Raw genomic sequence first — 23,435 nt, 5'->3', positions numbered from 1 at the left:
TTGTACACTTTTTATTCTAGGCCCACAATTTGAAAAATCATCTTCGAAGATTCAGTATCATTACACACACGTTTCGGATCAGGATTCCATTCAGATTTTACACAATCGAGTAAATCTAAAACAGCTCCGTAATTCACACGCCCCGTTTTGTCAATTCTTATCAACATTATCAATCCTTTCTATCGTAAAACTAGTTACCACATTAACAATAACACTATTCAAATTAAGCGCAAAAAAAACAACTACCGAATAAAAACGTAGCTGTCTCATTTGAATTATCGCATTTACACCGTTGCAGAATGGGACTGAAAATCTACTCCCACTCTATAGTCGAAGGCGGCTTACTCGTCACATCATACAGGATGCGGTTCACGTGATCCACTTCGTTTACGATGCGGACAGAGATTTCCTGCAGTACGTCCCATGGAATGCGCGCGAAGTCAGCGGTCATCCCGTCAATCGACGTTACGGCCCGGATACCCACGGCGTAGTCGTAGGTCCGGCCGTCACCCATGACCCCGACGCTCTTGATGTTTGGTAAGACCGTAAAGTATTGCCAAATATCACGGTCGAGGCCGGCCTTCTTGATTTCCTCACGCAGAATCAGGTCACTATCGCGGACGATTTGTAACTTATCTGGCGTGATTTCGCCAAGGACCCGAATCCCTAAACCAGGGCCTGGGAACGGTTGACGCCAAACTAAGGCGCTTGGCATCCCCAATTTTTCACCCAACTCACGGGCTTCATCCTTGAACAATGAACGTAATGGTTCGATCAGCTGGAAGTGCATGTCTTCCGGCAAACCACCCACGTTATGGTGAGACTTGATGGTCTGCGCCGTATCGGTCCCACTTTCAATCACGTCGGTATACAACGTCCCTTGTGCCAGGAAGTCGATACCGTCGAGCTTTTGGGCTTCGTCGTTAAAGACTTGAATGAACTCGTTACCGATAATCTTGCGTTTCTTTTCGGGTTCAGTGACGCCGGCCAGCTTGCCGAGGAACCGGTCCTGAGCATCAACTTTAACGATGTTCAGACCGAACTTCCCTTCCAGACTGTCCATAACTTGCTTGGCTTCACCCTTCCGCAACAGGCCGTGATCCACGAAGATACTGGTCAGTTGCGACCCAATAGCTTTGTGCAAGAGCACACCAACGACGGAGGAATCGACCCCACCGGACAGGCCTAACAAGACACGCTTGTCGCCGACCGTCTCACGGATGTGTTCGATTTGCAGATCAATGAAATCATCCATCGACCAGTTAGCTTCTGCGCCACAGACATCAAAAGCAAAGTGCTTCAGAATGTCATTACCATATTCCGTGTTACGCACTTCTGCGTGGAATTGAATCCCGTAGAAATTCCGATCAACGTCTTGCATCGCAGAAATCGGGCAGTTTTCGCTCGTTGCGACACGTTCGAATCCATCGGGCACTTGGGTCACCAAGTCACCGTGGCTCATCCACACCGTCTGTGTCTTCGGCGTATCCTTGAATAGCTTCGCGTCATCACTCAATACGGTGATATCCGCCCGGCCGTATTCACGGTTGTCAGCAGATTCAACCTTCCCACCAGTCAAGCTGTGGGCCATCAGTTGCATCCCGTAACAGATTCCCAGAATCGGAATCCCTAACTCGAAGATCTCAGGGTCAACGTTAAACGCACTGCTGTCGTACACGCTGTTTGGTCCCCCGGAGAAGATAATCCCCTTGGGGCCCCAAGCCTTGATTTCGGCTGCACTCATCGTGTGCGCCTTTAATTCAGAGTAAACGCCCATGTCACGAATCCGGCGCGTAATCAATTGATTATATTGACTTCCGAAGTCCAAGACGATAATCTTATCGAATTTGGACATATCAACGTTTGCCAAGCCATTCACCCTTTCTTCTTTTCAACATTGGTACTATCATACCGATTTCTGAAACGCGGGTCAATCTAAATCCAACAGAAATCAGGGAGAATTGTTTCACCCGTCAATCGGTTATGACGCCTAAGTAGTCACTACCACCGATTTCCCCGCAAATTTAATCGTAAATGAAAGTACGTCTGCCGGTCCAGCTTCCGGCGTTCAACCGCCACAAAACCATACTGGGCCGCCAACTTGGCAAGAGAGCTGCCCGGCCGCACGTCCATCCCCATGGCGTTAGCGCCACTGAGTTTGGCCTGATGAATCGCATCCCCCATCAGCCACTCGGCAAACCACCAACCCTGATAGGTCTTGCCCTGGTAACGACTACGAACCGTCAGCATATCCAGATACCACTCGTCCGGACGCGCCCGCGGCGTCACTACCACCTGCTGAGGTGGTGCAACCTGCAGCCGCTCAAACAACGCCGTCCACTGATTATCCAGCGTGCTCTCGACCGCCGCCGGGTAGCCATAGGCCACACCGACCGCGACCCCCTGGTTCTGATACACTCGGGCCTGCGGGTAACCGTAGCGAAACATCGGCTGATGATAGCCGACAAATAAGAGCTGGGAAAGTTGCTCCTTGCTCAGACGTCGTAGCCGCCGCAGTTGCCGCCGCTCCAACTCGTGAAGCACCAGCATCGCCACTGCATCGGCGTCCACGATAGTTGCGTCTCGTAGCATCGCATGCCCTCCTAGTATTTCCGTAGCAACAACCGGTCCACTCGGTGATGGAACGTCTTGTGAATAATCATATCCGCCCGATTACGCGTGGGTAAAATGTATTCCTCCAGATTCTTCAGGTCAATGTCATGCCACACCTGTTTGGCCTTAGCGATAGCCTGGTCATGTCCGCCAATCGCATACGGATAATAGTAGTTGGTCGGGTCCTGAAAGGCCGTGTTCAGCAACAAATCAAACCGTTCCAGGAACCAGTCCTCAATCAGCCCCGGATCAGCATCCACGTACAGGGAGAAGTCGGTAAAATCGCTCACATAAATCTGTTCATTGGTCGGTAATTGCAGGGTATTAATCCCCTCCACGATCAACACATCTGGATGAACGATATACTCGGCCTGCCCGGGCACGATATCATAAATTTTATGCGAGTAGACTGGCGCCTTGATCAGCGACTGACCGGCCTTCACGCTGTTTAAGAAGCGAATTAGCCCAGCCATGTCATAACTTTCCGGGAACCCCTTACGCGCCATGAGATTGCGTTTCTTCAGCTCTTCATTACTGTAAAGGAACCCGTCGGTCGTAATCAGCTGAATGCGCTGTCCTTGAAAGTAGTGATTCAACAAAACTTCCAGCAACCGGGCCGTGGTACTCTTGCCGACTGCCACACTCCCGGCAATGCCGATGATAAAGGGCACCCGGTGCGCCGGTCGTTGGAGAAAGCGGGCCTTGTCCTGCTGCAGTTGCTGGTAATGGTCGAACTCTAACCGCAACAAGTGTACCAACGGAATATAAATATCCTGAACGTCTTGCAGAGAAATCCGGTCATTAAAGGCCTTAACTTGCCGCAAGCTTTCCTGAGTCAGCGGCAACGTCGCATCGTCGGAAAACGCCCGCCACTGAGCACGGGTAAACGCATTGTAATTGATGGGATCTGACATGGGGACACCTCAACTTTTTCAGAAATAATTAGCCCCATTATACCGCAGATAGCGGCGGATTCCTCGTGGTTCGCTGAGAAAGTTTAACGCCAATTTCACCGACCAACTTCACCGCTCAACAACCACTCCCAGCCATAGAAAATGACGAAAGAAAAAGGCCAAACCCATCACTGAGCTTGACCTCGATTGTGATCAAATTGCTAAATCAAAACTGTCCATGCGACCAACCGATCGCTATGAAATGGTCGACCACTATGTGAGCCGTGCGGGTGGTGAAAAGCGCACTTAGCCGTAGCCTGTCAGGGATGGAGCCAGCCGTGACAGCGACGTTAGACCGGGTGCTTGTTTCTTCCCGGCCTTACATCGCAGGACGTACTTGAAGACTCGCGGTTCTGGCGAGGCTTCAAGTCGAGGCGAGAGACCGCTTCACAGGCTCTCACCGGTCCCACAGCAGGTGGAATTCCTGACAGGCGGAGGCGACTGTTTTTCACACCCGGTAAGGCGTAATACACATGCAGTTAGACCATTTCATACTCATCGGTTGGGACGTCGCTCAGGAGTGGGGAAACCTCGCCCACCGCCACCAGGCTCAGCCGATGCATCGCCCGCGAGCAAATGGTGTAGAGCAGCTGACGCTCATCATCCGCCCCAAAGCGGCTGACCGACGCTTGCCATACAATGACAGCATCGAATTCCAGCCCCTTGGCCAGGAACGATGGCACCACAATCAAGCCCGGTGCCAGTCGTTGATTTTCCGACTGGATCAGGGTGACCGCTACGCCTTGGTCCCGCAACTTTTCAGTCAGGTCCCGGCAATCTGCCAGGTCCTTACCAATAATCGCAGTCGTTTCGTCCTCAGCGTCGTTTTGCTTTACCAGGTCAATGACCCGTTGTAACCCGTCCGCTTCATCCGCAGCGACCGTGACCGTTGGTAATTCACCTTCACGATCAAAGGCCGTGACTGCTTCACCATTCTTCAAGATATGCTTGGTGAAGTCTGTCACCTGCTGCGTCGACCGGTACGACTGCGTTAACTGGACGACCTTAGTCTTATCCGGGTCAAACATCGTACTGAGTTCTTGCAGCAACGTGCGGCTATTTTCCTTGGTAAAGATGGCCTGATTCAGGTCCCCCAGCATAGTGAAACGGGCGCGAGGAAAACTGAACTTCAGGAATGCCAGTTGAAAGGCATTGTAGTCTTGAATTTCATCCAGGAAGACGTAACGCATGTCGCGCTCGCCGGACTTCCCGGTCATCTTATCGTAGAGATACAGGTACGGCGTGGTATCAACCAACTGCATACTGTGATCGCGCAACTTGGCCACAGACTCTTCCACACTAGCCTGCCAATCCGCCATGCTGATGTGATAGTCACTCAGCTCAATGCGGTTCGGCACGTCCCGTAGCATGTGCACGTACTGGTTATTGATACTCAGGAATCGGGCCCGCACGATAGCCTTACGAATTGGGCTAAACGCCTGCATGACGACCTTCCGCGCTAAGAACTGAAATTCCTTGTCGGCAGATTCAAACTCCCGCGGTTCATCCCCGTACAACGCATTCAGATGTTCACGGTCGAGATCCTGAATCGTCTCTTCAACCCACTTGGTCTTCATTTCACTGGAGATCCGCCGATTGAGGATTCGAATCAATGATTCCTTCGTCGCCTGTAGCCGGTTGGCCAAGTGATAGTTGCGGTTAAAGCTGTAATAAATTTCTTGAATTTTTTCTTTCGGGATAAAGACTTTCCCGTTGAATTTAATATTTCTGAAGACCATATCGGTGCTTTCCAAATGGTCGGCGTAACCGGTCACGGCGTCGAAGAACTCCAAGCTCCCCTTCAGGCGGCTGATACGCTTCTGAGCAGGCGTATTATTTTCGCCAAACCGTTGGGCCAGTGTTTCCACGTCGATCTTCGGCAAGCGACGGCCAGCGTACTGGTAGTACGTCATCTGAACCATGTTGTGCTCACCGAGTTCTGGCAAGACCTGGTCGATGTAGTCGTTGAACAGTTGGTTCGGCGAGAACAGCATGACTTGGCCGGCCGTCAAATGACCCCGGTAACGGTACAGCAGGTAAGCGACCCGTTGCAGAATCGCCGCCGTCTTCCCAGACCCCGCGGCCCCCTGCACGAACAGCAGGTCGGAACCGGTGTCTCGAATAATTCGGTTTTGTTCCTTCTGAATGGTCGTCACGATACTCTTCATCTTGGTATCGGAGTGCTCGCTCAACGCGGACAGCAGCATCTGGTCAGTCACCGTTTGGTCGGTGTCGTAGAGCGTAATGATCGTGCCATCTTCAATCTGGAATTGCCGCTTGAGCTGGACGTCCACGGTCTGTTCACCATCGGGCGTCTGATAGCTGACGTCACCCAACTCGCCATCGTAGTAGATACTGGAAATGGGTGCCCGCCAGTCGTAGATCAGAAAATGGTCGGGAGAATCGGAAAATGATCCCAGACCAATGTAGATGGTTTCCGGCTTTGACTTGGCCCCTTCTTGAAAATCGATACGGGCAAAGTAGGCCTTCTTCTCCAAACGTTTCAGCGTCGACAGTTCAGTTGTGGCGTGTTGCCAGCTATTCTGCCGTTCGGCCAACATCTGTTGTTGTTGACGCACGGATAGCGCCGTTTCCAGAATACCTTCGTAACTGTCCGTCTTGATCCGTAAGTCGTTGACAAAGTTCTTGCGAATCCCTGCCTCATCATCCTCGGCAGAATCGATCCGCTTCTTGGATTCAGTCTGCGCGACCTTGATCTTCGCGACCACTGCATCTAAATGTTCTTGCTCATGAGCCTTAATTGAATCTGGCAAGCCAATCCCTCCTCGAATTAACCGGGCAACCTAGTCGTGAAATACCTAATCATCATCTCTTAACGCCGCCTATGTAGACCGTCAGGGTCAATGGCTGACGGGCCTCACTTTGCAGGCCCCTCATTTTCACCGATACCGCTTACGCTCCCCCGGATTCAGCGCCGCTAAGGCTAATAATTCGACTTTCAATTCTACACTTAATCCCCCTATAAATAAAGGAATGTGACTGCTTAATGTCGGCTAGTTCCGCCCAACTTTGTTATAATTGAGAAGATATTTTTTCGGGGGTGACATTATGGACCAAGTTTCCTTATTAATTATTCTGACCGCCGCGTTAATCACGCCGCTAGTCATGGCGAAATTCAAGCTCACCGTGCTACCGACCGCCGTGGTGGAGATCCTAGTCGGCATCATGCTGGGACCGAGTCTTTTCAATATCGTTCACACCAACGATACGTTAACTTTATTATCAAACACCGGGGTCATCTTCCTGATGTTTCTCAGTGGGATGGAGATCGACTTTAGCCTCTTCAACCGCCGCAAGCAACCACAGACGCCACTGGCCGCCAAAGTTGCCGGCAGTGCACCCAAGTATTCACCGGTCTTCATCGCCGTCACGAGCTACGTCGCCGTGGCCGCCAGCGCACTGCTACTTGGCTTCATCTGCAAATGGACTGGGCTCTTCAAGGATCCTTGGCTAGCCGCAATTATCTTCATGACGATTTCTCTGGGGATTGTCATCGCGACGCTGAAGGAAAAAGAACTGCTGAGTAAGCCCTTTGGCCAGACCATCCTGTTGATTGCCGCGTTAGGGGAAATTATTCCCCTGTTTGCCCTGACCATCTATGCCTCCATCTTCGGTAAGGGGGGCAAATCCCTCTGGCTGTTGCTCCTAGTCTTCCTGGCTGCCGGCATCCTGTTCCGCCGATTCAAGCCGTTTTTCACCTTCTTCGAAAGGATCAACAAGTCCACGACGCAACTGGACATTCGGTTAGCCTTCTTCCTGATCTTTAGCATGGTGGTCATCGCCGAATCCGTGGGCGCTGAGGGAATTCTGGGTGCTTTCGTTGCTGGGATCGTCATGAAACTTCTACAACCTCAAGAAGACACTCGGACCCGATTGGACGGTATCGGTTATGGCTTCTTTATTCCGATGTTCTTCATGATGAGTGGGGTCGAACTGAACCTGCGGACGCTGCTCTCCGACTCCGCCACACTGCTCCTGATTCCCGCCTTTCTCGTCGCCTACCTACTCGCCAAAGCCGCGGTCTACTTCATTCTGCGGCTACGGTTCAAGCGCGGTAACGCCTTTGCTGGAATGGCGATCACGTCAGCCACAATCACCATGGTCCTGGCCGTCTTACAAGTTGCTAAAACGATGAAGGTCGTTACCAGCCAACAGTCTGGCGCCTTCCTGTTGGCCGCTATCCTGACCTGTGTACTGGGACCGCTCTTATTTAACACCGGCTATACCGCTGAAGCTGAAGACTTGAAAAAGTCAACCGTCCACTTCATTGGGACCAACCTCTTAACGGTGCCGGTCGCCCAACAATTGGCGGATAGCTGGTATGACATCAGCATGTACACCGACAAACAAGCCAACTACAAGACCTACAATTCCGAGGTCAACGTGTCCCTGCTGGATTCACTCGACACCGACTACGTCACGGACCAGAACGTCTTTGACGCGGATATCGTCGTGCTGGGGCATTTTAATGCCAATAAAAATTACGAGCTCGCCAAGGCGGCCAAGGCTTACGGCGTCAACCGGGTCATCGTGCGCTTCGAGGACCGCAACGTTCTCGATGAACGGGAGGACGAGCTGACCGATCTGGGGATCGAGGTCTACAACACACCAAACGTCAACATCGCCATGCTCCGGAGCCTGATTGAAGCACCAACGACCCTGCGGATGATGACAGCCTCGTCCTCTGCCGTCTACGAAGTGGCGCTACGCAACCGCCGCTACACCGACCAGCAGATTCGCAACCTGGACTTTGTGGGTGACATCACTATCAGTCAAATCTTCCGTAACGGTCACTTTGTCCGGCCGACTGGCAGCACCATGTTGAAGTTCAACGACCGGATCATCTTCACGAGCACGCCGGAAAAGGCTCGTGAAATTCGGCGCGAACTAGGCATTCTCAATTAAAACTGTTACAATGATACCCGCAACTTGCGGGGACGATTAACCGCCTACGATGGCAAGGCGTCGCGCTGTGGGGCGACCCTCTAGAGCCAGAGAACGGTCTCTAGAGGCGAATGGGAGCCTTACAAAGACCGCAAGTCTCCCATCCGGCCCAGGTTCTAAGCCGGAAGAACACCGGCAAAGAACCTCGTCACTGCGCGACACCTTACCCTCTCCGGCTAATAATCTACCACTTCGTTGTTGGTATCATTATCCAGTTGAATAGATCATTATCAGCATTCCATAAAAGGTTACACAGTATTCCCCAAACAATCATAAACAATGGCACACTGCATAACTTTAACTTCTAAGCTAATTTAGAAGTGGTTCCCGCAATGTAAGCCGTGAGGGAGCCGCAAATCAATCCAGCCGTGGGAGTTCTCTTAGTGGTGGGCTTTACCGCTTAGAGAACTGGGACGTTGAAAACTCGCTTTCCAGAGGTTTTAACGTCAGTCCAGAGACCGCTTTTTGGCTCTGGGCGCCCGCCCACCGCGTCACGATTGATTTGCGGCTCCCGGTAAGGCGCGGTTACCGTCACGCCTACCACTAGTAATTTAATTTTAAAGGAGCGAATGACATGGCGACAGTTGAACTTTATTTGGTCCGTCACGGCCAAACCTTTCTGAACAAGTATTTCCGTATTCAGGGGTGGATCGATGCCCCGTTGACCGACAAGGGCCTGGCCGATGCCAAACGCGCCGGTGAACGGCTAGCCGATATTCCTTTTGCGGCAGCCTATGCCAGCGATATGTCGCGGGCGCAACGCACCGCAGACATCATCCTTGCCGCTAATTCACTCGACCAGAGCGCCCTTCAGACTGAACCCGCTTTCCGTGAAGAAAGCTTCGGATTCTTCGAGGGGATGGACGAAGGCGAAACCTGGCACACGGTCGGCAGTCCCAAGGGGTTCCACACCTTTGATGACATGATTGCCGGTCTGACGATTGAGAAGACCAAGGACATGTTCCACGCCCAAGACCCTTACGGCGATGCCGAGGACAACGCTGCCTTCTGGGCTCGCCTTCAACCCGGCTTCGACCGCGTGGTGGCTGCGGCTAACGATGGCGATAAGATCATGATTGCCACACACAGCACGACCATCCGGAGTACGGTCTCCAAGTTCTCCGACATCGACATCTCAGTTCCCGTCGACAACGGCAGTATCACCAAGCTGACTGTCACCGATGGCCAGTATCACGTCGACTACTACAACAATTCTGAGGGTCCCGTGCTTTAGGCTCCCCGCTTGCAAATAAAATCACTGAACGCCAAACCACTCGCTGGTTTGGCGTTTTTTGTTTGGCGTAATGGCAGTTGCGGCGAGTCATCATTCAGGGACCCACCCTACGCAGTCTCGATGCTCGTGAACCCGCCAGTTAACGCTGGTTTCAACGCCAATTTACGTTTGGCTAGTCGAACAACTAGCCACCTTAAAAATTAAGTTCTACTAAAGGTCGCGTCTTTCATGCGACTAGATCTGTAAAAATTACATTGGTAGTAAGTGTAAGGACTATTTCTAATAGACTCCCCCTCAGACATTAGGATCGCCAGCGTTTAAAGTTAAAGTTTAGCTTAGCCGGAGTAGGTCAGGGTGTAGCCGGCCGTGACGATGGCGTTAGGACGGGCGCTCGATTTTTCCCGTTCTTACGCCATGGGACGAGCTTGGAAACTCGTGGTCCTCGCGAGGTTTCAAGTCGAGGTCCAAGACCGCTCTTTGGCTTGGACCGGTCCCCACAGCAGGCGGAGTCCCTGACAGCCGCAGACGACTGACTTTAGCTTTTGACGACAGCAAAAAGGCCCAAGAGCTGGATTGCTCTTGGACCTTTCGTAAAGCGTTCTTCGTGGTTATGCTGCCGAAACGTGTTCCGCGAGGCAGCCGGTTACCGCCTCGCTCCACACTCTATTCCTTAATCAATGATGCTTCCTGGGCACGTTGCTTGTACATGAAGACTTCATCTTCCGCAGCGCGGACCCAGTGACGTGGTGCGATTTCTACCAAGTGACGTTCCTTACCGTCATTTTCTTGGCTACCGTCGTAAGCAATTTCTTCCCGGGTCCGCTCAAACTCTGGATCGGGTACTGGAACGGCTGACAGCAGACTCTTGGTGTAGTCGTGTAATGGATGGGCGTAGATTTCGTCGGCATCGGCGATTTCTAGCATCCGGCCATAGTGCATGACCCCGATACGATCGGAGATGTACTTGACCATGGAGAGGTCATGGGCGATGAACAGGTACGTTAAGCCCTGTTCCCGTTGCAACTTCTTCATTAAGTTAACGACTTGCGCCTGAATCGACACGTCCAAAGCGGAGATGGGTTCATCGGCAATCACGAACTTGGGGTTCACAGCCAACGCCCGCGCAATCCCGATCCGTTGCCGTTGCCCACCGGAGAATTCGTGGGGGTACCGACTGGAGTGGTCCTTGTTCAGGCCAACCGTTTCCAATAAGTCTTCGACCTGCTTGGTCCGGTCGGCGTCGTCCTTGGCGAGGTGGTTGATATCAATTCCCTCGGCCACAATGTCCTTGACCTTCATCCGTGGATTCAGTGAGGCATAGGGATCTTGGAAGATCATCTGCATCTCTTGGCGGAAGTCATGTTGGTCCTTCTTACTCGTAAAGGAATCAACGTTCTTACCGTCAAACAGAATCTCACCGGATGTTGGTTCATACAGGTGAATGATGGCCCGACCAGTGGTGGTCTTACCTGAACCAGATTCACCCACTAATCCAAAGGTCTCACCCTTGTAGATATCGAATGAAATGTCATCAACGGCACGCACTTCATCGGCTTTACCCACGTTGAAGTACTGCTTGAGGTGCTTGACCTCGAGGATTTTTTCGGCATTTTCGTAGTCCATTATTGCTGTTCCTCCTCTTCTTCAACTGGTGTGGTTGACTGTTGGGTCTTCAACCAAGCCTTCTGCATCGTCGCGTACTTCTCTTGCCGTTCAACGATCTGTGCTGGTGGCGTTACCTTGGGTGCATCAGGATGGAGCAGCCAAGTCGCCGCATAGTGCGTATCGGAAACCTTGAAGAACGGTGGCTCCTGTTCCGTATCGATCTTCAATGCGTAAGCGTTCCGAGCCGCAAAGGCATCCCCAGTTGGTGGATCCAGCAAGTCTGGTGGCGTCCCGGGAATCGATGGTAAGGAATCCCCACTCGAATCCAACGTTGGCATCGAGCTCAACAGGCCCCACGTGTACGGGTGCTTAGGATTGTAGAAGACTTCATCGACGGTGCCGTATTCTACGATCTTACCCGCGTACATGACGGCGACCCGGTCGGCCATTCCGGCAACCACCCCTAAATCATGGGTGATGAAGATGATCGACGTTGAAATCTTGTCTTGTAGTTCCTTCATCAGATGCAGGATCTGTGACTGAATGGTTACATCCAAAGCAGTCGTTGGTTCATCGGCAATCAGAATCTCGGGGTAGTTGATCAACGCAATCGCAATCACGATCCGTTGCCGCATCCCACCAGAGAATTGGTGAGGATAATCGTTGATCCGGTTTTCAGCATCCGTGATCCCGACTAACTTCATCATTTCCAAGGCTTGCGCCAAGGCTTTTTCCTTCTTCATACCCTTGTGGACCATTAAGGGTTCGGCAATTTGCCGCCCAATCTTCATGGTTGGGTCCAACGAAGTCATTGGATCCTGGAAGATTTCGGCGATGTCTTGGCCCCGAATGGCTTGCATTTCCTTCTCGCTCTTCTTCAATAGGTCTTGCCCCTTGTAGACGATCGAGCCACTGGTAATATCGGCGTTTGACGCATTCAGACCCATGATGGTCCGCGTCGTAACGGATTTCCCAGAACCAGATTCCCCAACAATGGCAAGTGTTTCACCTTTCCGTAAATCAAAGCTAACGTTCCGAATGGCCTTAACGTCACCGGCATAGGTCTTGAAGTTAACTTGTAGATTCCGGACCTCTAAAATGTCTTTTTCGTTATCCATGACGTCACCTCACCTACTCTTTCGTCCGCGGATCAAATGCATCCCGCAACCCATCACCCAAAAGGTTAAAGGCTAACATGATGATACATAGGATCAGTGCTGGCCACCACATCTGATAAGGCAGGAACTGGAAGTTCTTTTGCCCATCATTTAACAGTGTCCCTAACGAAGCTTGCGGGGATGAAATCCCGATCCCAATATAGGACAGCGTGGCTTCGAAGAAGATGGCACTAGGAATGGTAAACATCGTGTTAATGATGATGACACTCGACAGGTTAGGCAGCAGATGCTTGAAGGCAATCTTGAACGAGCTTTCACCCAGCGTTCTCGCCGCTAAGATGTACTCTTGCTCCTTGATTTCCAGCGTCTGCGCTCGGACCAGCCGGGCCATGTTCACCCACGAGGTTAACGCGATGGCGATAATGATCGACGCCATCCCGGGTTTCAGAATCAAAATCAACAGGACGATAACGACTAGGTTAGGAATGGACAGGATGATTTCAATGACCCGTTGCATGAAGGTATCAACCCGTCCCCCTTTCCAACCGGAGAATAACCCGTAGGTCACCCCAATCGTCAGGTCAAACAGTGTCGCAACTAACGCAATGATCAGGGAGATCCGTGTCCCGTACAGAACCCGGGAGAACAAGTCCCGCCCTAAGTAGTCGGTCCCCATGATGTAATGCACACCAGTAGCACCAGCTTGCTTGTAAGCATCGACCCGTTCACCGGCCTGAACCAGCGTTCCGTTGAACCCGTTGATCCCAATTCCAGGAATCTTTGAGGGTAAGTTTGCGTATGATGGATTCACGGCATTTGGATTGTGCGGTGAAACGAAGATGGAGCCGAAAGCTAGTAAGAAGATGATTCCTAAGAGAATCAGAGACACCCAGGCGCCCCGGTTCTTCTTTAACCGCCGCCAAGCATCCTGTGTAAAGGTCAGTGACGGTGCCGCAATCTTTTCACTATCTAAAGCCGCACGGTCATCGGCCGTGATGGGCTTAAAGCTATCTTCTGGGAGTTTTACTGTATCTGCCATTTATTTACCTCCTAGTTAGCCTTTCCTGTAAGCCGAATCCGTGGATCAACGATTCCGTAAAGGATATCAGTGACTAACAGAACGACACACAACATGAATGAATAGATGATGGTTAAGCCCATGATGGTTGGGTAATCGTTGGTCAAGACGGACTTGACGAACTGTTCCCCAATCCCGGGGATGGAGAAGATGTTTTCAACAACCATCGACCCGGTCATGATGTTAACCGCTAAAGGACCCACAATCGTGATCAGCGGAATCAAACTGTTCCGCAGCGCATGGTGGTAAATAACCCCCATCCGACTCAGGCCTTTAGCCTTGGCTAACTCAATGTAATCCGAACTCAACACATCGACCATTTCCGTCCGCACGAACCGCGCCGACTCGGCTAACGGCGTCGCGCCTAACGCTAAGGTTGGCAATACCGTGTAGATAAAGCCCCCCCATTCGGCGATTGGGAACCAGCCTAACTTCAACCCCAAGTAGTACTGTAACAGTACGGCCAGAACGAAGGAAGGAATTGAGATCCCTAAGATGGAAACAACAGTCGTCGTGGTGTCGACCCACGTATTTTGCTTCATCGCACCGAAAGCACCGATGATGATTCCGACAATGACACCCACAATCATGGCTTGCAGCCCAATCTGTAAGGATGGTCCAATCCGGCTAGAGAGCAGGTAGGACACGGGTTGGTCACTGAACTGGAATGAAGTCCCGAAGTTACCTTTGACGGCCCCTGCTAGGTACAACAGGTACTGCTGCCAAACCGGCTTATCCAACCCATATTGCTGGTAAATCAATGCAATCTGGCTCTTGGACAGCTTGGCTTGGTTCGTCAGTGGCGTCCCGGGTAACAACTTCATCAGGAAGAAGGTGACGGTAATAACGATGAATAAGGTCAGGATCAGATAGAAGATCCGCTTTGCTAGGTACTTTGCCATTTGTTTACCTCTCAATCAGTAGACTTATTCGTTACCGTTAAGTTGTTAAGCTTAACAAGAATTATATGAAAACAACAAGACGATAAATGATTGCTATATATCGAAAAGTAAGGACTAACTGCTTCGTTAATCCTTACTCCCCGATTAAAACTATAACGTTCTCTTACGCGTAATGACTAATATTAGATTCGATTATTTGGCAATGTATGCCTTACTGAAGTCCCAGTTAGCGCCGGTTGGGAAGTAGGTAACGCCCTTGACCTTAGATTTGACCAGTTGTGATTTCCCTTGTTGGTACAGTGGGATGATCCCTTGGTCCTTCATCAACGTCTTTTGAGCATCAACTAAGTCCGTCCAACGAGCGGCTTCGTTGTTTGCATCCTTACCATCAGCAGCGGCAATGTCCTTGTTGTATTCGGCATTGTTCCACTTCCCACGGTTGTAGGAGTTGGTCTTCGTGAACATTTCCAAGAAGGAGATAGCGTCAGGGTAATCAGCACCCCAGCCAGAAACAACGGCTTGGAATTGTCCATTTTCAGAACGTGCTAAACGCGTCTTGAATGGCAGGCTTTGGTTGGTAACCTTGATGTTACCCAACTTAGACCATTGACTTTGAACGAATTCCAACGTGTTCTTACCAGCTGGCGTATCGTCGGCCATCAACGTCAAGTTGTAGCTTGAACGACCGGTTTCCTTCAGTGCCTGCTTCCATAACGTCTTCGCCTTAGCTAAGTCATGGTTAGTAGCTTCTGGCACGTATGAAGCGGTGTTGAAGTCTTTACCCTTGTAAGACATCAGACCAGTTGAGACCAGACCCTTCGTTTGCGTTGAGCCATCGGCTAAGACCTTGTTGACGAATTGCTTCCGGTTGATTGCCAAGGACAATGCTTGACGCGCCTTCTTGTTCTTCATCATACTGTCTTTCCGTTGGTTCATTTCAATGTAGAAGGTTGAAGCCCCTTTACGTTCAACGTATTGCTTGTCATTCTTGTAGTTCTTAGGTTGTTGACCACTCAGGTAAGTTGCATCCAGCTTGCCACTCTGGTATTGACTCAAAGCAGTTTGTGGATCCTTCATCGTCTTGAAGTTAATCTTCTTCAGTTTAACATTCTTTGCGTTCCAGTACTTAGTGTTTTTACTCAACGACCAGTTATCAGACGTCCCGGTCCAGTAAGTTAACTTGAATGGCCCGTTGTAGACGTTGCTCTTGGCGTTCGTGGCAAACTTCTTGCCGTACTTATCAACGACTGCTTTACTTTGTGGGAAGAACATGGGACTCGCAACTAATGATGGGAAGTAGCTCGTTGCCTGCGTCAACGTGACAACCACTTTGTAATTGCCTTCCGCCTTGATTCCCAAGCTAGAAACTGGCTTCTTGCTAGTCATGATTTCGTTGGCGTTCTTCACAGGTGCGTACATGTAAGCATATTGTGAAGCGGTCTTAGGATTAACGGTGCGTTGCCAAGCATAAACGAAATCTTTTGCCGTAACTTTGGTCCCGTTACTCCAGTTAGACTTCCGTAAGTTGAAGGTATACGTCTTACCGTCTTTAGAAACCTTATAGCTCTTGGCAACCCCAGGGTGAACCTTACTGTTCTTACCGAACCGTAACAGACCTTCATTGGTGTTGTTTAAAGTTTCTCCAGAAACCACGTCAGTTGCTGTCGCGGAATCCATTGATGGTAAAGCTGAATTTTCCATCCAATTTAACGTTTGTTTGCTAGCCTCGCTAGAACTGCTTGACGATGACCCACACGCTGCGAGCAATACTGCCGCGAACGTGGCCACCGTCCCGAGTTTGACTGCCGAATTGATTTTCATTGATATCCAACCCCTCTATGTGTTGTTAGTGAAATAAATTGACATCCTCAAATTTGATGTTTCCAATTGTATATTAGAAAACAATTAAAATCAATGGTAAAAACTAATAAAATTTAAATATACAGTTATAAACGCTGTTGGACGGGGGTTTGTTGTGCAAAAATAAAATTTTTGAGTATAATTTTTCTCATTTTAGCGATAATCCCGAGATAACGCTTACATAAATATTTACCTATTATACATTCATTTCGATTGGTCACCGTACCAACCAATCTTCACACCTCCCCGATAGACCTCGTCCGACAGCAATCACCAAGCCCATGTGTCACCGCAATGTCAGGTAACTGCTGATACGTCGGCGTTACATTCAACCGTTAAGTCAGGAAAGCCAAGAACATAATCGGCTATTTTAATGGTCAAGACGCACCGCCCTTCCTGCCCGCTCGCGGCTGATGGTCCGAACTCGCCTGCTATTAATTTATGAATATTATTCAATTTATGGAGGAACCCGAATTATGAGAAGATTGCCACTGCTTTTGATTAAAAATGAAATCGACCCTGAACGAACGCAAAAGCCACCGTAAATCGCTTTAAAATCCCCCAAACGACGATAGACTGGCTCTATCTACCACATGGACGCTAATCCTATGCAAACGCACCAGCAGGCTCCCAGGACCTTATATCTCTTTGAAACAGAAAAAGAGTTCTCCAAAGCCAACTAAGCTTCGGAGAACTCTCGATAACACTATAGGATGTGGGAAGATACAGTGGCGACTACATTGCTACTGTCATGTAGCCGGAGACAGTCGGGGATGGAGACCTGCAGTGACAGTGATGTTAGCCCGGGCGTTTGGTTCTTCCCGGGGTTACATCACGGGACGTGTTTGGAACCTCACCGTACTTTGGTGAGGTTCCAAACCGAGGTGAAAGACCGCTTCTCAGGCTTTCACCGGTCCCCACAGCAGGCGGAATCTCCGATTGTCGCAGGCGATCAAACGCTATTTAGCAATGTAGGCCCGACTGTAATCCCAGTTGGCGCCGACTGGGAAGTAGACGACACCCTTGACCTTAGACTTCACTAATTGTGGCATCCCGGTCTGGTAGAACGGAATGATCCCTTGGTCCTTCAACAGGACCTTCTGGGCATCCACGAGGTTCTGCCACCGAGCACTTGGCTTGTTGGCATTGGTAATGGTGGCGTCATTGATCAGCTTGTCGTAAGCCTTAGAAGACCATCTCCCGTTATTGTACGTGTTCCCCGTAGTAAAGAGGGACAGGTCGGTGATTGGGTCTGGGAAGTCAGCACTCCAGCCACTGACAACGGCTTCGAATTGGCCATTTTGGGACCGGGACAACCGCGTCTTGTAAGGAATGTTAGAGTTCGTCACCTTGAAGTGATCCAACTTCCCCCATTGACTTTGGATGTATTCAGTTGCGGATTTACCAGCTGGCGTATCGTCACCCATTAAGGTCAGTGAGTAACTGGTCCGGCCAGTTTCCTTCAAAGCTTGGTTCCATAACTTCTGAGCCTTAGCCAAGTTGTAATCCGTTGCTGATGGTACGGTTGCTTCCTTGGCAAAGTCCTTGCCGTCGCGGATAGCTAACCCGGTCGAAACGATTCCAGTTGCTGGTGTCGAACCATCTTGCAATACCTTATTTACGTATTGCTTACGGTTGATAACCATGGACAGGGCTTGACGGGCCTTCGTGTTCTTCAGCATCGTATCCTTCCGTTGGTTGAGTTCGACGTAGTTGATCCGAGAACTCTTCCGGGAATGGAATTCTTTGTTATTCTTGTAGTTCTTTGGTTGTTGGCCACTCAGTGAAATGATGTCCAACTTACCACTCTGGTATTGACTCAACGCCGTCTGTGGATCCTTCACGGCACTGTACTTCACGTGCTGCAACTTCACGACCTTAGCGTTCCAGTACTTCTTGTTCTTAGTCAGCGTCCAGGTATCAGAAGTCCCCGACCATGATGTCAGCTTGAACGGCCCGTTGTAAACATTGGTCTTGGCGTTGCTAGCGTACTTGCTACCGTATTTATCAACGGCACCCTTGTTCACAGGGTAGAAACATTGTTGCGCAACCAGCGTTGGGAAGTAACTCACTGGGTGAGCCAGCGTGACGACTAACTTGTAGTCTCCATCCTTCGCAACCCCCAGAGCAGTTGGCGCCTTCTTGCCATTCATCACCGCATTCGCATTCTTAATGTCGGCGTAGAGGTAAGCGTACTGTGAACTGGTCTTCGGCGCAACGGTCCGCCGCCATGCGTAGACGAAGTCCTGAGCAGTCAGCTTCTCACCGTTACTCCATTGTGATTTCCGGAGGTTAAACGTGTAAGTCAATCCGTCCTTGGATTTGGTATAACTCTTCGCCAACCCAGGCAGCGTTTTACTATTCTTACCGAATCGCAACAGGCCCTCACCCGTGTTGTTCAGTGTCTCACCGGAAATGATGTCGGTGGCCTTGGCGTTATCCATTGACGCTAACGCGGAGGTCTCCATAACGTGAACCGTTTGATTCTTGGCCTTATTATCGTTGGAGCTGGTACCACACGCCGCTAACGAAATCGTCGCTAACGCCGCCACCGCCCCTAACTTGGCAATTGACTTAACCTTCATATAAATTCCGACCCCTTCACAAATTATCCTCAAGTGACATGACGTTGAATAACATACTAGATTATAAAACGATGAGAATCAATAGTAAATTTTAATCTTACACTTTGAAAATAGCGACAAATGCCGCAAACATTGGGTTACTGCCGCCTAAAAAATATTTCAATAGGCACCATTTAGGGCTGATAATGTATCTGGTAAGACCGCCACTACCCGTACTCATCCCTCAAAAGCTTCCCAGTGAACATCAAAAAGAACTCCCAGAAGTCAGTTACAACCTCTGAGAGTTCCCAATAATCTCGATAAAATTTAACAAATATAACCACATCACCGGCGAGCGGCAATTAATCTGTGTAGCATAAGCCGGAGGATGCCAGGATGGAGCCAGCTGTGTCGATGCTGTTAGCCCGAGTGCTAGGTTCTTCCCGGGGTTACAGCATGGGACGAGCTTTGAGCTACGCCCGAACCTGGCGTGGCTCAAAGTCGAGGTGAAAGACTGCTTCTCAGGCTTTCACCGGTCCCCACAGCAGACGGAATTCTGGCAGCCGCAGGCGACACAAACTCACAGATTATTTGTTAGCGATGTAAGCTTTGCTGAAGTCCCAGTTAGAGCTGACAGGGAAGTAAACCACACCCTTGACCTTGGACTTAACCAATTGTGGCTTACCACTTTGTGAAACAGGGATGATCCCTTGATCCTTCAACAGAACCTTTTGGGCATCAACCATGTTCTGCCAACGAGCGGCTGGCTTGTTAGCGTTCGTCGTCGTAGCATCATTGATCAGCTTGTCGTAAGTCTTGTTCGACCACTTACCATTGTTGTAAGTGTTGTCGGACGTGAAGAGTGACAAGTCGGTGATTGGGTCTGGGAAGTCGGCTCCCCAGAGGGTAACGACGGCATCAAATTGACCAGAGGCAGACCGGGATAACCGGGTCTTGTATGGCAAGTTTGAGTTGGTAACCTTGAAGTTAGAGAGCTTAGACCATTGACTCTGAACATATTCAGTCGTGCTCTTGCCTTCGGCAGTGTCATCGGCCATCAAGGTCAATGCGTAGCTCTTCCGGCCAGTTTCCTTCAATGCTTGCTTCCAAAGCTTTTGCGCCTTAGCAACGTTGTGTTCCGTGGCAGCAGGAATCGTGCCTTCCTTGGCAAAGTCCTTGCCGTTGCGGATAGCTAAACCACTGGTAACGATCCCAGTAGCGACCTTAGAACCATCGTCCATAACCTTGTTGACAAATTGCTTCCGGTTCAAGACCAGAGACAAGGCTTGACGGGCCTTCTTGTTACGCATCATGGAATCTTTCTTTTCGTTCAATTCAATGTAAGTGACCCGAGAACTGTTTCGAGCATGGTAATCCTTGTCGTTCTTGTAGTTCTTAGGTTGTTGACCGCTCAAGTAGATGGCATCCAACTTGCCACTCTGGTATTGACTCAGAGCGGTTTGCGGGTCTTTAACGGCGCTGAACTTGATCTTGCCCAACTTCACGTTCTTAGCATCCCAGTACTTGCTGTTCTTAGAAAGCGTCCAGTTATCTGACGTCCCCGTCCAGTAAGTCAGCTTGAACGGTCCGTTGTAGACGTTATCCTTGGCATTCGTGGCGTACTTCTTACCGTACTTCGTCACGGCCGTCTTGTTTTGTGGGAAGAAAGCCGTCTGAGCGACTAACGTTGGGAAATAGCTGACTGGGTGAACCAGGGTGACCTTAACTTTGTAGTCGCCAACAGCCTTGATCCCTAACGTGGAAACGGCCTTCTTGCCCTTCATGATGGCGTTGGCGTTCAGCACGTCAGCGTATAAGTAGGCGTATTGTGACCCCGTCTTCGGGTTGACAGTGCGTTGCCACCCGTAAACGAAATCGCGAGCCGTTACTTTGTCTCCGTTGCTCCAGTTAGACTTCCGCAAGTTAAATGTGTAGGTCTTTCCGTCCTTAGACTTGGTGTAACTCTTGGCAACTCCGGGATGGGTGCTACTGTTTTTACCGAACTTCAGCAGACCTTCACCCGTGTTGTTCAACGTTTCACCGGAAACGACATCGGTTGCCAGCGAATTATCCATTGTTGGTAAGGTAGAACTTTCCATCCAGGTCAAGGTTTGATCCTTAGCCTGCTTGCTACTGCTAGAAGAAGTGCCACACGCTGCTAATGAAACTGTTGCCAGCGCTGCCACCGCTCCTAATTTAACGATTGACTTTACCTTCATAAAATTCCGACCCCTCTAAATATGTAATGCTCACATTGCGACGTTAGTTTTGGCTCGCGTCATCGACCGGCGGGGCATTGTGCCCGCACATCCCTCACAGAAGATGTCCGACGCACAACCACCCTAATCATCGATTGTCCGAAAGTTAACGGCGCAAATGGGACTTGCCTGTTGACTAAGCAACAGCAACCATTGTAGATTAAAGTTCTATGAGAATCAATACTGATTTCTAATTTTTTGAAAATTTATTCACTTTTTTGGAGGTCACCCTTGTGTTCACCCCCACTGATCAAACTCATATTCACCAATGAATGTAGCTGTATACGCCGTCAGATAGGCATTCATTACCAATTAGTTTTTATTCACCCCGCTCACGTCATTTTACCTAAAAATGAGATATCAATAATAATGCATTTTTAAGTTCATTAATTTTGTGCGACCGCTGCCACGCCATCTCGCCCCAACCGTCCACAAGACTGCGCCGGCCTTACTTACCCCAGCTAATCTTTATTCGTCAGTGAGCAAACATGTTATACTCAAGTCATAGACTTTAAAGGAGGGTGATCTTTTGGAAGAAACCCCACGTACACCCGTCATCACGATTGGTCTAAACGCTGGTCAAGCCACGTTTAACTACTCCATGACGGAGCTTAGAAATTTGGTGGAAGCCAATAACATGACCGTGGCAGAAGAGATTCAACAATCTTTGACTAAGCCCAATCCCGGGACCTACTTTGGTACTGGGAAGGTTGAGGAGTTAGCCCAAATTGTCGCTGACGATGGTGTCGACATCATTATCGTCAACGATGAGCTGACCCCCAGTCAGATTCGGAACCTGGAAAACGGGACGAAGGCCAGAATCATTGACCGGACCGGCCTGATTCTTGAAATTTTCGCTAACCGGGCACAGTCTCGCGAAGCCAAGTTACAGGTTCAACTGGCCATGTTACAATACCAACTGCCCCGCCTGCACACCAGCGCCTCACAACGACTGGACCAGCAGACCGGTAGCGGCGGTGGCGGTGGCTTCACCAACCGTGGTTCTGGTGAATCACAGACTGAAATGAGTCGCCGGACCATCCAACGTTCCATTAACCACGTCAATCACGAACTCAAAGAAATCACCCAGGCAGCGGCTACCCAACGGCAACAGCGGGAACGTAACGAATTACCTTCCGTTGCCCTAGTCGGGTACACCAACGCTGGGAAATCAACGTTAATGAACGCCCTCGTCCGTGAATTCGGGAAGAGTGAAGACAAGCAAGTCTTCGTGAAGGATATGCTGTTCGCCACGCTGGATACCAGTGTCCGGCAGTTAGTCTTCCCCGACCAAAAGAAGATGCTGTTGAGCGATACGGTTGGGTTCGTGAGCCAACTGCCAACCCAACTGGTCAAGGCCTTCCGTTCCACGTTAGCCGAAGCAGCCAGCGCCGACTTACTGGTTCAGGTCGTGGATTATGCCGATCCGAACCGCGAGGCCATGATGGCCACCACGGAGAAGACGCTGGAAGAAATCGGCGTGACCGACGTGCCAATGATCACGGTCTTCAACAAGGCCGATTTGACGGAAGCAAGCTATCCTAGCCGCGTCGGCGACCAACTGATTCTGTCAGCCAAGGATTCCGATTCTATTGCCATGTTGGTCAAGGCAATGAAGGAAAAGGTCTTCCACAACTACGTCACCGCCAACTTCCTGGTGCCTTTCTCAGACGGCGAAATCGTCTCTTACTTAAACGAAAACGCCAACGTTCTGGATACCAACTACGAAGCTGAGGGAACGGCCCTGAAGGTTGAGCTACAACAGGCTGACTTCGACCGCTTCAAGAAATTCGTGGTTACTGAATAAATCAAAAAAGATCATCCCCACATCAGTTGAGGATGATTTTTATTTGGTCCTGGTTACTACTAGGCGTTATCAGGCCTCCGGGCCGGTGAAAATGGACCGTGACGCTGAGGGCGGACGCCTAGAGCCAAAGCCCGGTCTCTAGGCTTGTGCTCGAACTTCAAAAATCAGAATTTCAAGCACACCAATTCTCTAAGCGGCACATACCGCCGCTAAGAGAATTCCCACAGCTGAGCCCATTTTCACCACCCCTGCGGCGTACGCGGTAGTAACCAGGACCAACTAGTCTCTCAATAGACTCCGTCACGCAAAATAACCATCAACACACTCAAACCGAATGTGTCGATGGTTATTTTTATTTATATCTAAAGTTCAGTACAACGCCAGCTTAACAATCGGCTAGCAGTAACTATCGCACTACGGTCACAGCCCAAGCATAACTTTTGTCAGAGCTGTCACGTAGAGCCGGAGGCAGCCAGGG

Annotated in this window: 14 protein-coding genes; 3 read left to right on the top strand and 11 right to left on the bottom strand. The window is 50.2% G+C overall.

Annotation, left to right across the window (positions count from 1 at the left end):
* Nucleotides 1–313: 313 nt before the first annotated feature.
* From guaA to helD, 4 genes are all read right to left on the bottom strand, one after another.
* Nucleotides 314–1,855 (bottom strand): glutamine-hydrolyzing GMP synthase, encoded by a 1,542-nt coding sequence (gene guaA / locus FD07_RS04985; protein ID WP_191980173.1) that lies wholly within the window; start codon nucleotides 1,853–1,855, stop codon nucleotides 314–316.
* A gap of 146 nt (nucleotides 1,856–2,001) precedes the next feature.
* Nucleotides 2,002–2,592 carry an N-acetyltransferase gene (locus FD07_RS04980; protein WP_020089030.1) on the bottom strand — a complete coding sequence of 197 codons (591 nt, stop codon included), beginning with the start codon at nucleotides 2,590–2,592 and terminating at the stop codon, nucleotides 2,002–2,004.
* Between the two features lie 11 nt (nucleotides 2,593–2,603).
* Complete coding sequence (coaA, locus tag FD07_RS04975) at nucleotides 2,604–3,527, bottom strand: type I pantothenate kinase (RefSeq protein WP_020089031.1); 924 nt, start codon at nucleotides 3,525–3,527, stop codon at nucleotides 2,604–2,606.
* 518 nt (nucleotides 3,528–4,045) lie between these two features.
* On the bottom strand, nucleotides 4,046–6,340 hold the full coding sequence (gene helD / locus FD07_RS04970) for an RNA polymerase recycling motor HelD (RefSeq protein WP_020089032.1): 2,295 nt from the start codon (nucleotides 6,338–6,340) through the stop codon (nucleotides 4,046–4,048).
* Nucleotides 6,341–6,635: 295 nt separating this feature from the next.
* Here helD and FD07_RS04965 point away from each other — a divergent pair, with 295 nt between their 5' ends.
* The gene (locus tag FD07_RS04965) at nucleotides 6,636–8,492 is read left to right on the top strand and encodes a cation:proton antiporter domain-containing protein (protein ID WP_020089033.1); all 1,857 of its coding nucleotides are present in this window, start codon (nucleotides 6,636–6,638) and stop codon (nucleotides 8,490–8,492) included.
* 613 nt (nucleotides 8,493–9,105) lie between these two features.
* Nucleotides 9,106–9,765: a histidine phosphatase family protein gene (locus tag FD07_RS04960; protein WP_020089034.1), complete on the top strand. Its 660-nt coding sequence runs from the start codon at nucleotides 9,106–9,108 to the stop codon at nucleotides 9,763–9,765.
* A gap of 663 nt (nucleotides 9,766–10,428) precedes the next feature.
* On the opposite strand, the gene FD07_RS04955 is transcribed toward FD07_RS04960, so the two are convergent.
* The 7 genes from FD07_RS04955 to FD07_RS04925 form a co-directional block, all read right to left on the bottom strand.
* Nucleotides 10,429–11,388 (bottom strand): ABC transporter ATP-binding protein, encoded by a 960-nt coding sequence (locus FD07_RS04955; protein ID WP_020089035.1) that lies wholly within the window; start codon nucleotides 11,386–11,388, stop codon nucleotides 10,429–10,431.
* Nucleotides 11,388–12,488, bottom strand: a complete 1,101-nt coding sequence (locus FD07_RS04950) for an ABC transporter ATP-binding protein (protein ID WP_020089036.1) — start codon at nucleotides 12,486–12,488, stop codon at nucleotides 11,388–11,390. The genes FD07_RS04955 and FD07_RS04950 overlap by 1 nt, the downstream gene beginning before the upstream one ends.
* 13 nt (nucleotides 12,489–12,501) lie before the next feature.
* Entirely contained in the window at nucleotides 12,502–13,527 is a 1,026-nt protein-coding gene (locus tag FD07_RS04945; protein ID WP_020089037.1) for an ABC transporter permease, read from the bottom strand.
* 11 nt (nucleotides 13,528–13,538) lie between these two features.
* Nucleotides 13,539–14,468, bottom strand: a complete 930-nt coding sequence (opp3b, locus tag FD07_RS04940) for an oligopeptide ABC transporter permease (protein ID WP_020089038.1) — start codon at nucleotides 14,466–14,468, stop codon at nucleotides 13,539–13,541.
* 192 nt (nucleotides 14,469–14,660) lie between these two features.
* Nucleotides 14,661–16,289, bottom strand: coding sequence for a peptide ABC transporter substrate-binding protein (locus FD07_RS04935; protein WP_020089039.1), 1,629 nt, complete (start codon nucleotides 16,287–16,289; stop codon nucleotides 14,661–14,663).
* A gap of 998 nt (nucleotides 16,290–17,287) precedes the next feature.
* A complete protein-coding gene (locus FD07_RS04930; RefSeq protein WP_020089041.1) occupies nucleotides 17,288–18,913 on the bottom strand; it encodes a peptide ABC transporter substrate-binding protein in 1,626 nt (541 codons plus the stop codon).
* Nucleotides 18,914–19,479: 566 nt separating this feature from the next.
* On the bottom strand, nucleotides 19,480–21,111 hold the full coding sequence (locus FD07_RS04925; RefSeq protein WP_020089042.1) for a peptide ABC transporter substrate-binding protein: 1,632 nt from the start codon (nucleotides 21,109–21,111) through the stop codon (nucleotides 19,480–19,482).
* A gap of 568 nt (nucleotides 21,112–21,679) precedes the next feature.
* On the opposite strand from FD07_RS04925, the gene hflX reads away from it, so the two are divergent.
* Complete coding sequence (gene hflX / locus FD07_RS04920) at nucleotides 21,680–22,957, top strand: GTPase HflX (RefSeq protein ID WP_020089043.1); 1,278 nt, start codon at nucleotides 21,680–21,682, stop codon at nucleotides 22,955–22,957.
* Nucleotides 22,958–23,435: the final 478 nt, after the last annotated feature.

The sequence above is a fragment of the Levilactobacillus parabrevis ATCC 53295 genome (assembly GCF_001434055.1).
Taxonomy (GTDB): domain Bacteria; phylum Bacillota; class Bacilli; order Lactobacillales; family Lactobacillaceae; genus Levilactobacillus; species Levilactobacillus parabrevis.
This window is presented reverse-complemented; position numbering and strand designations above follow the sequence as displayed.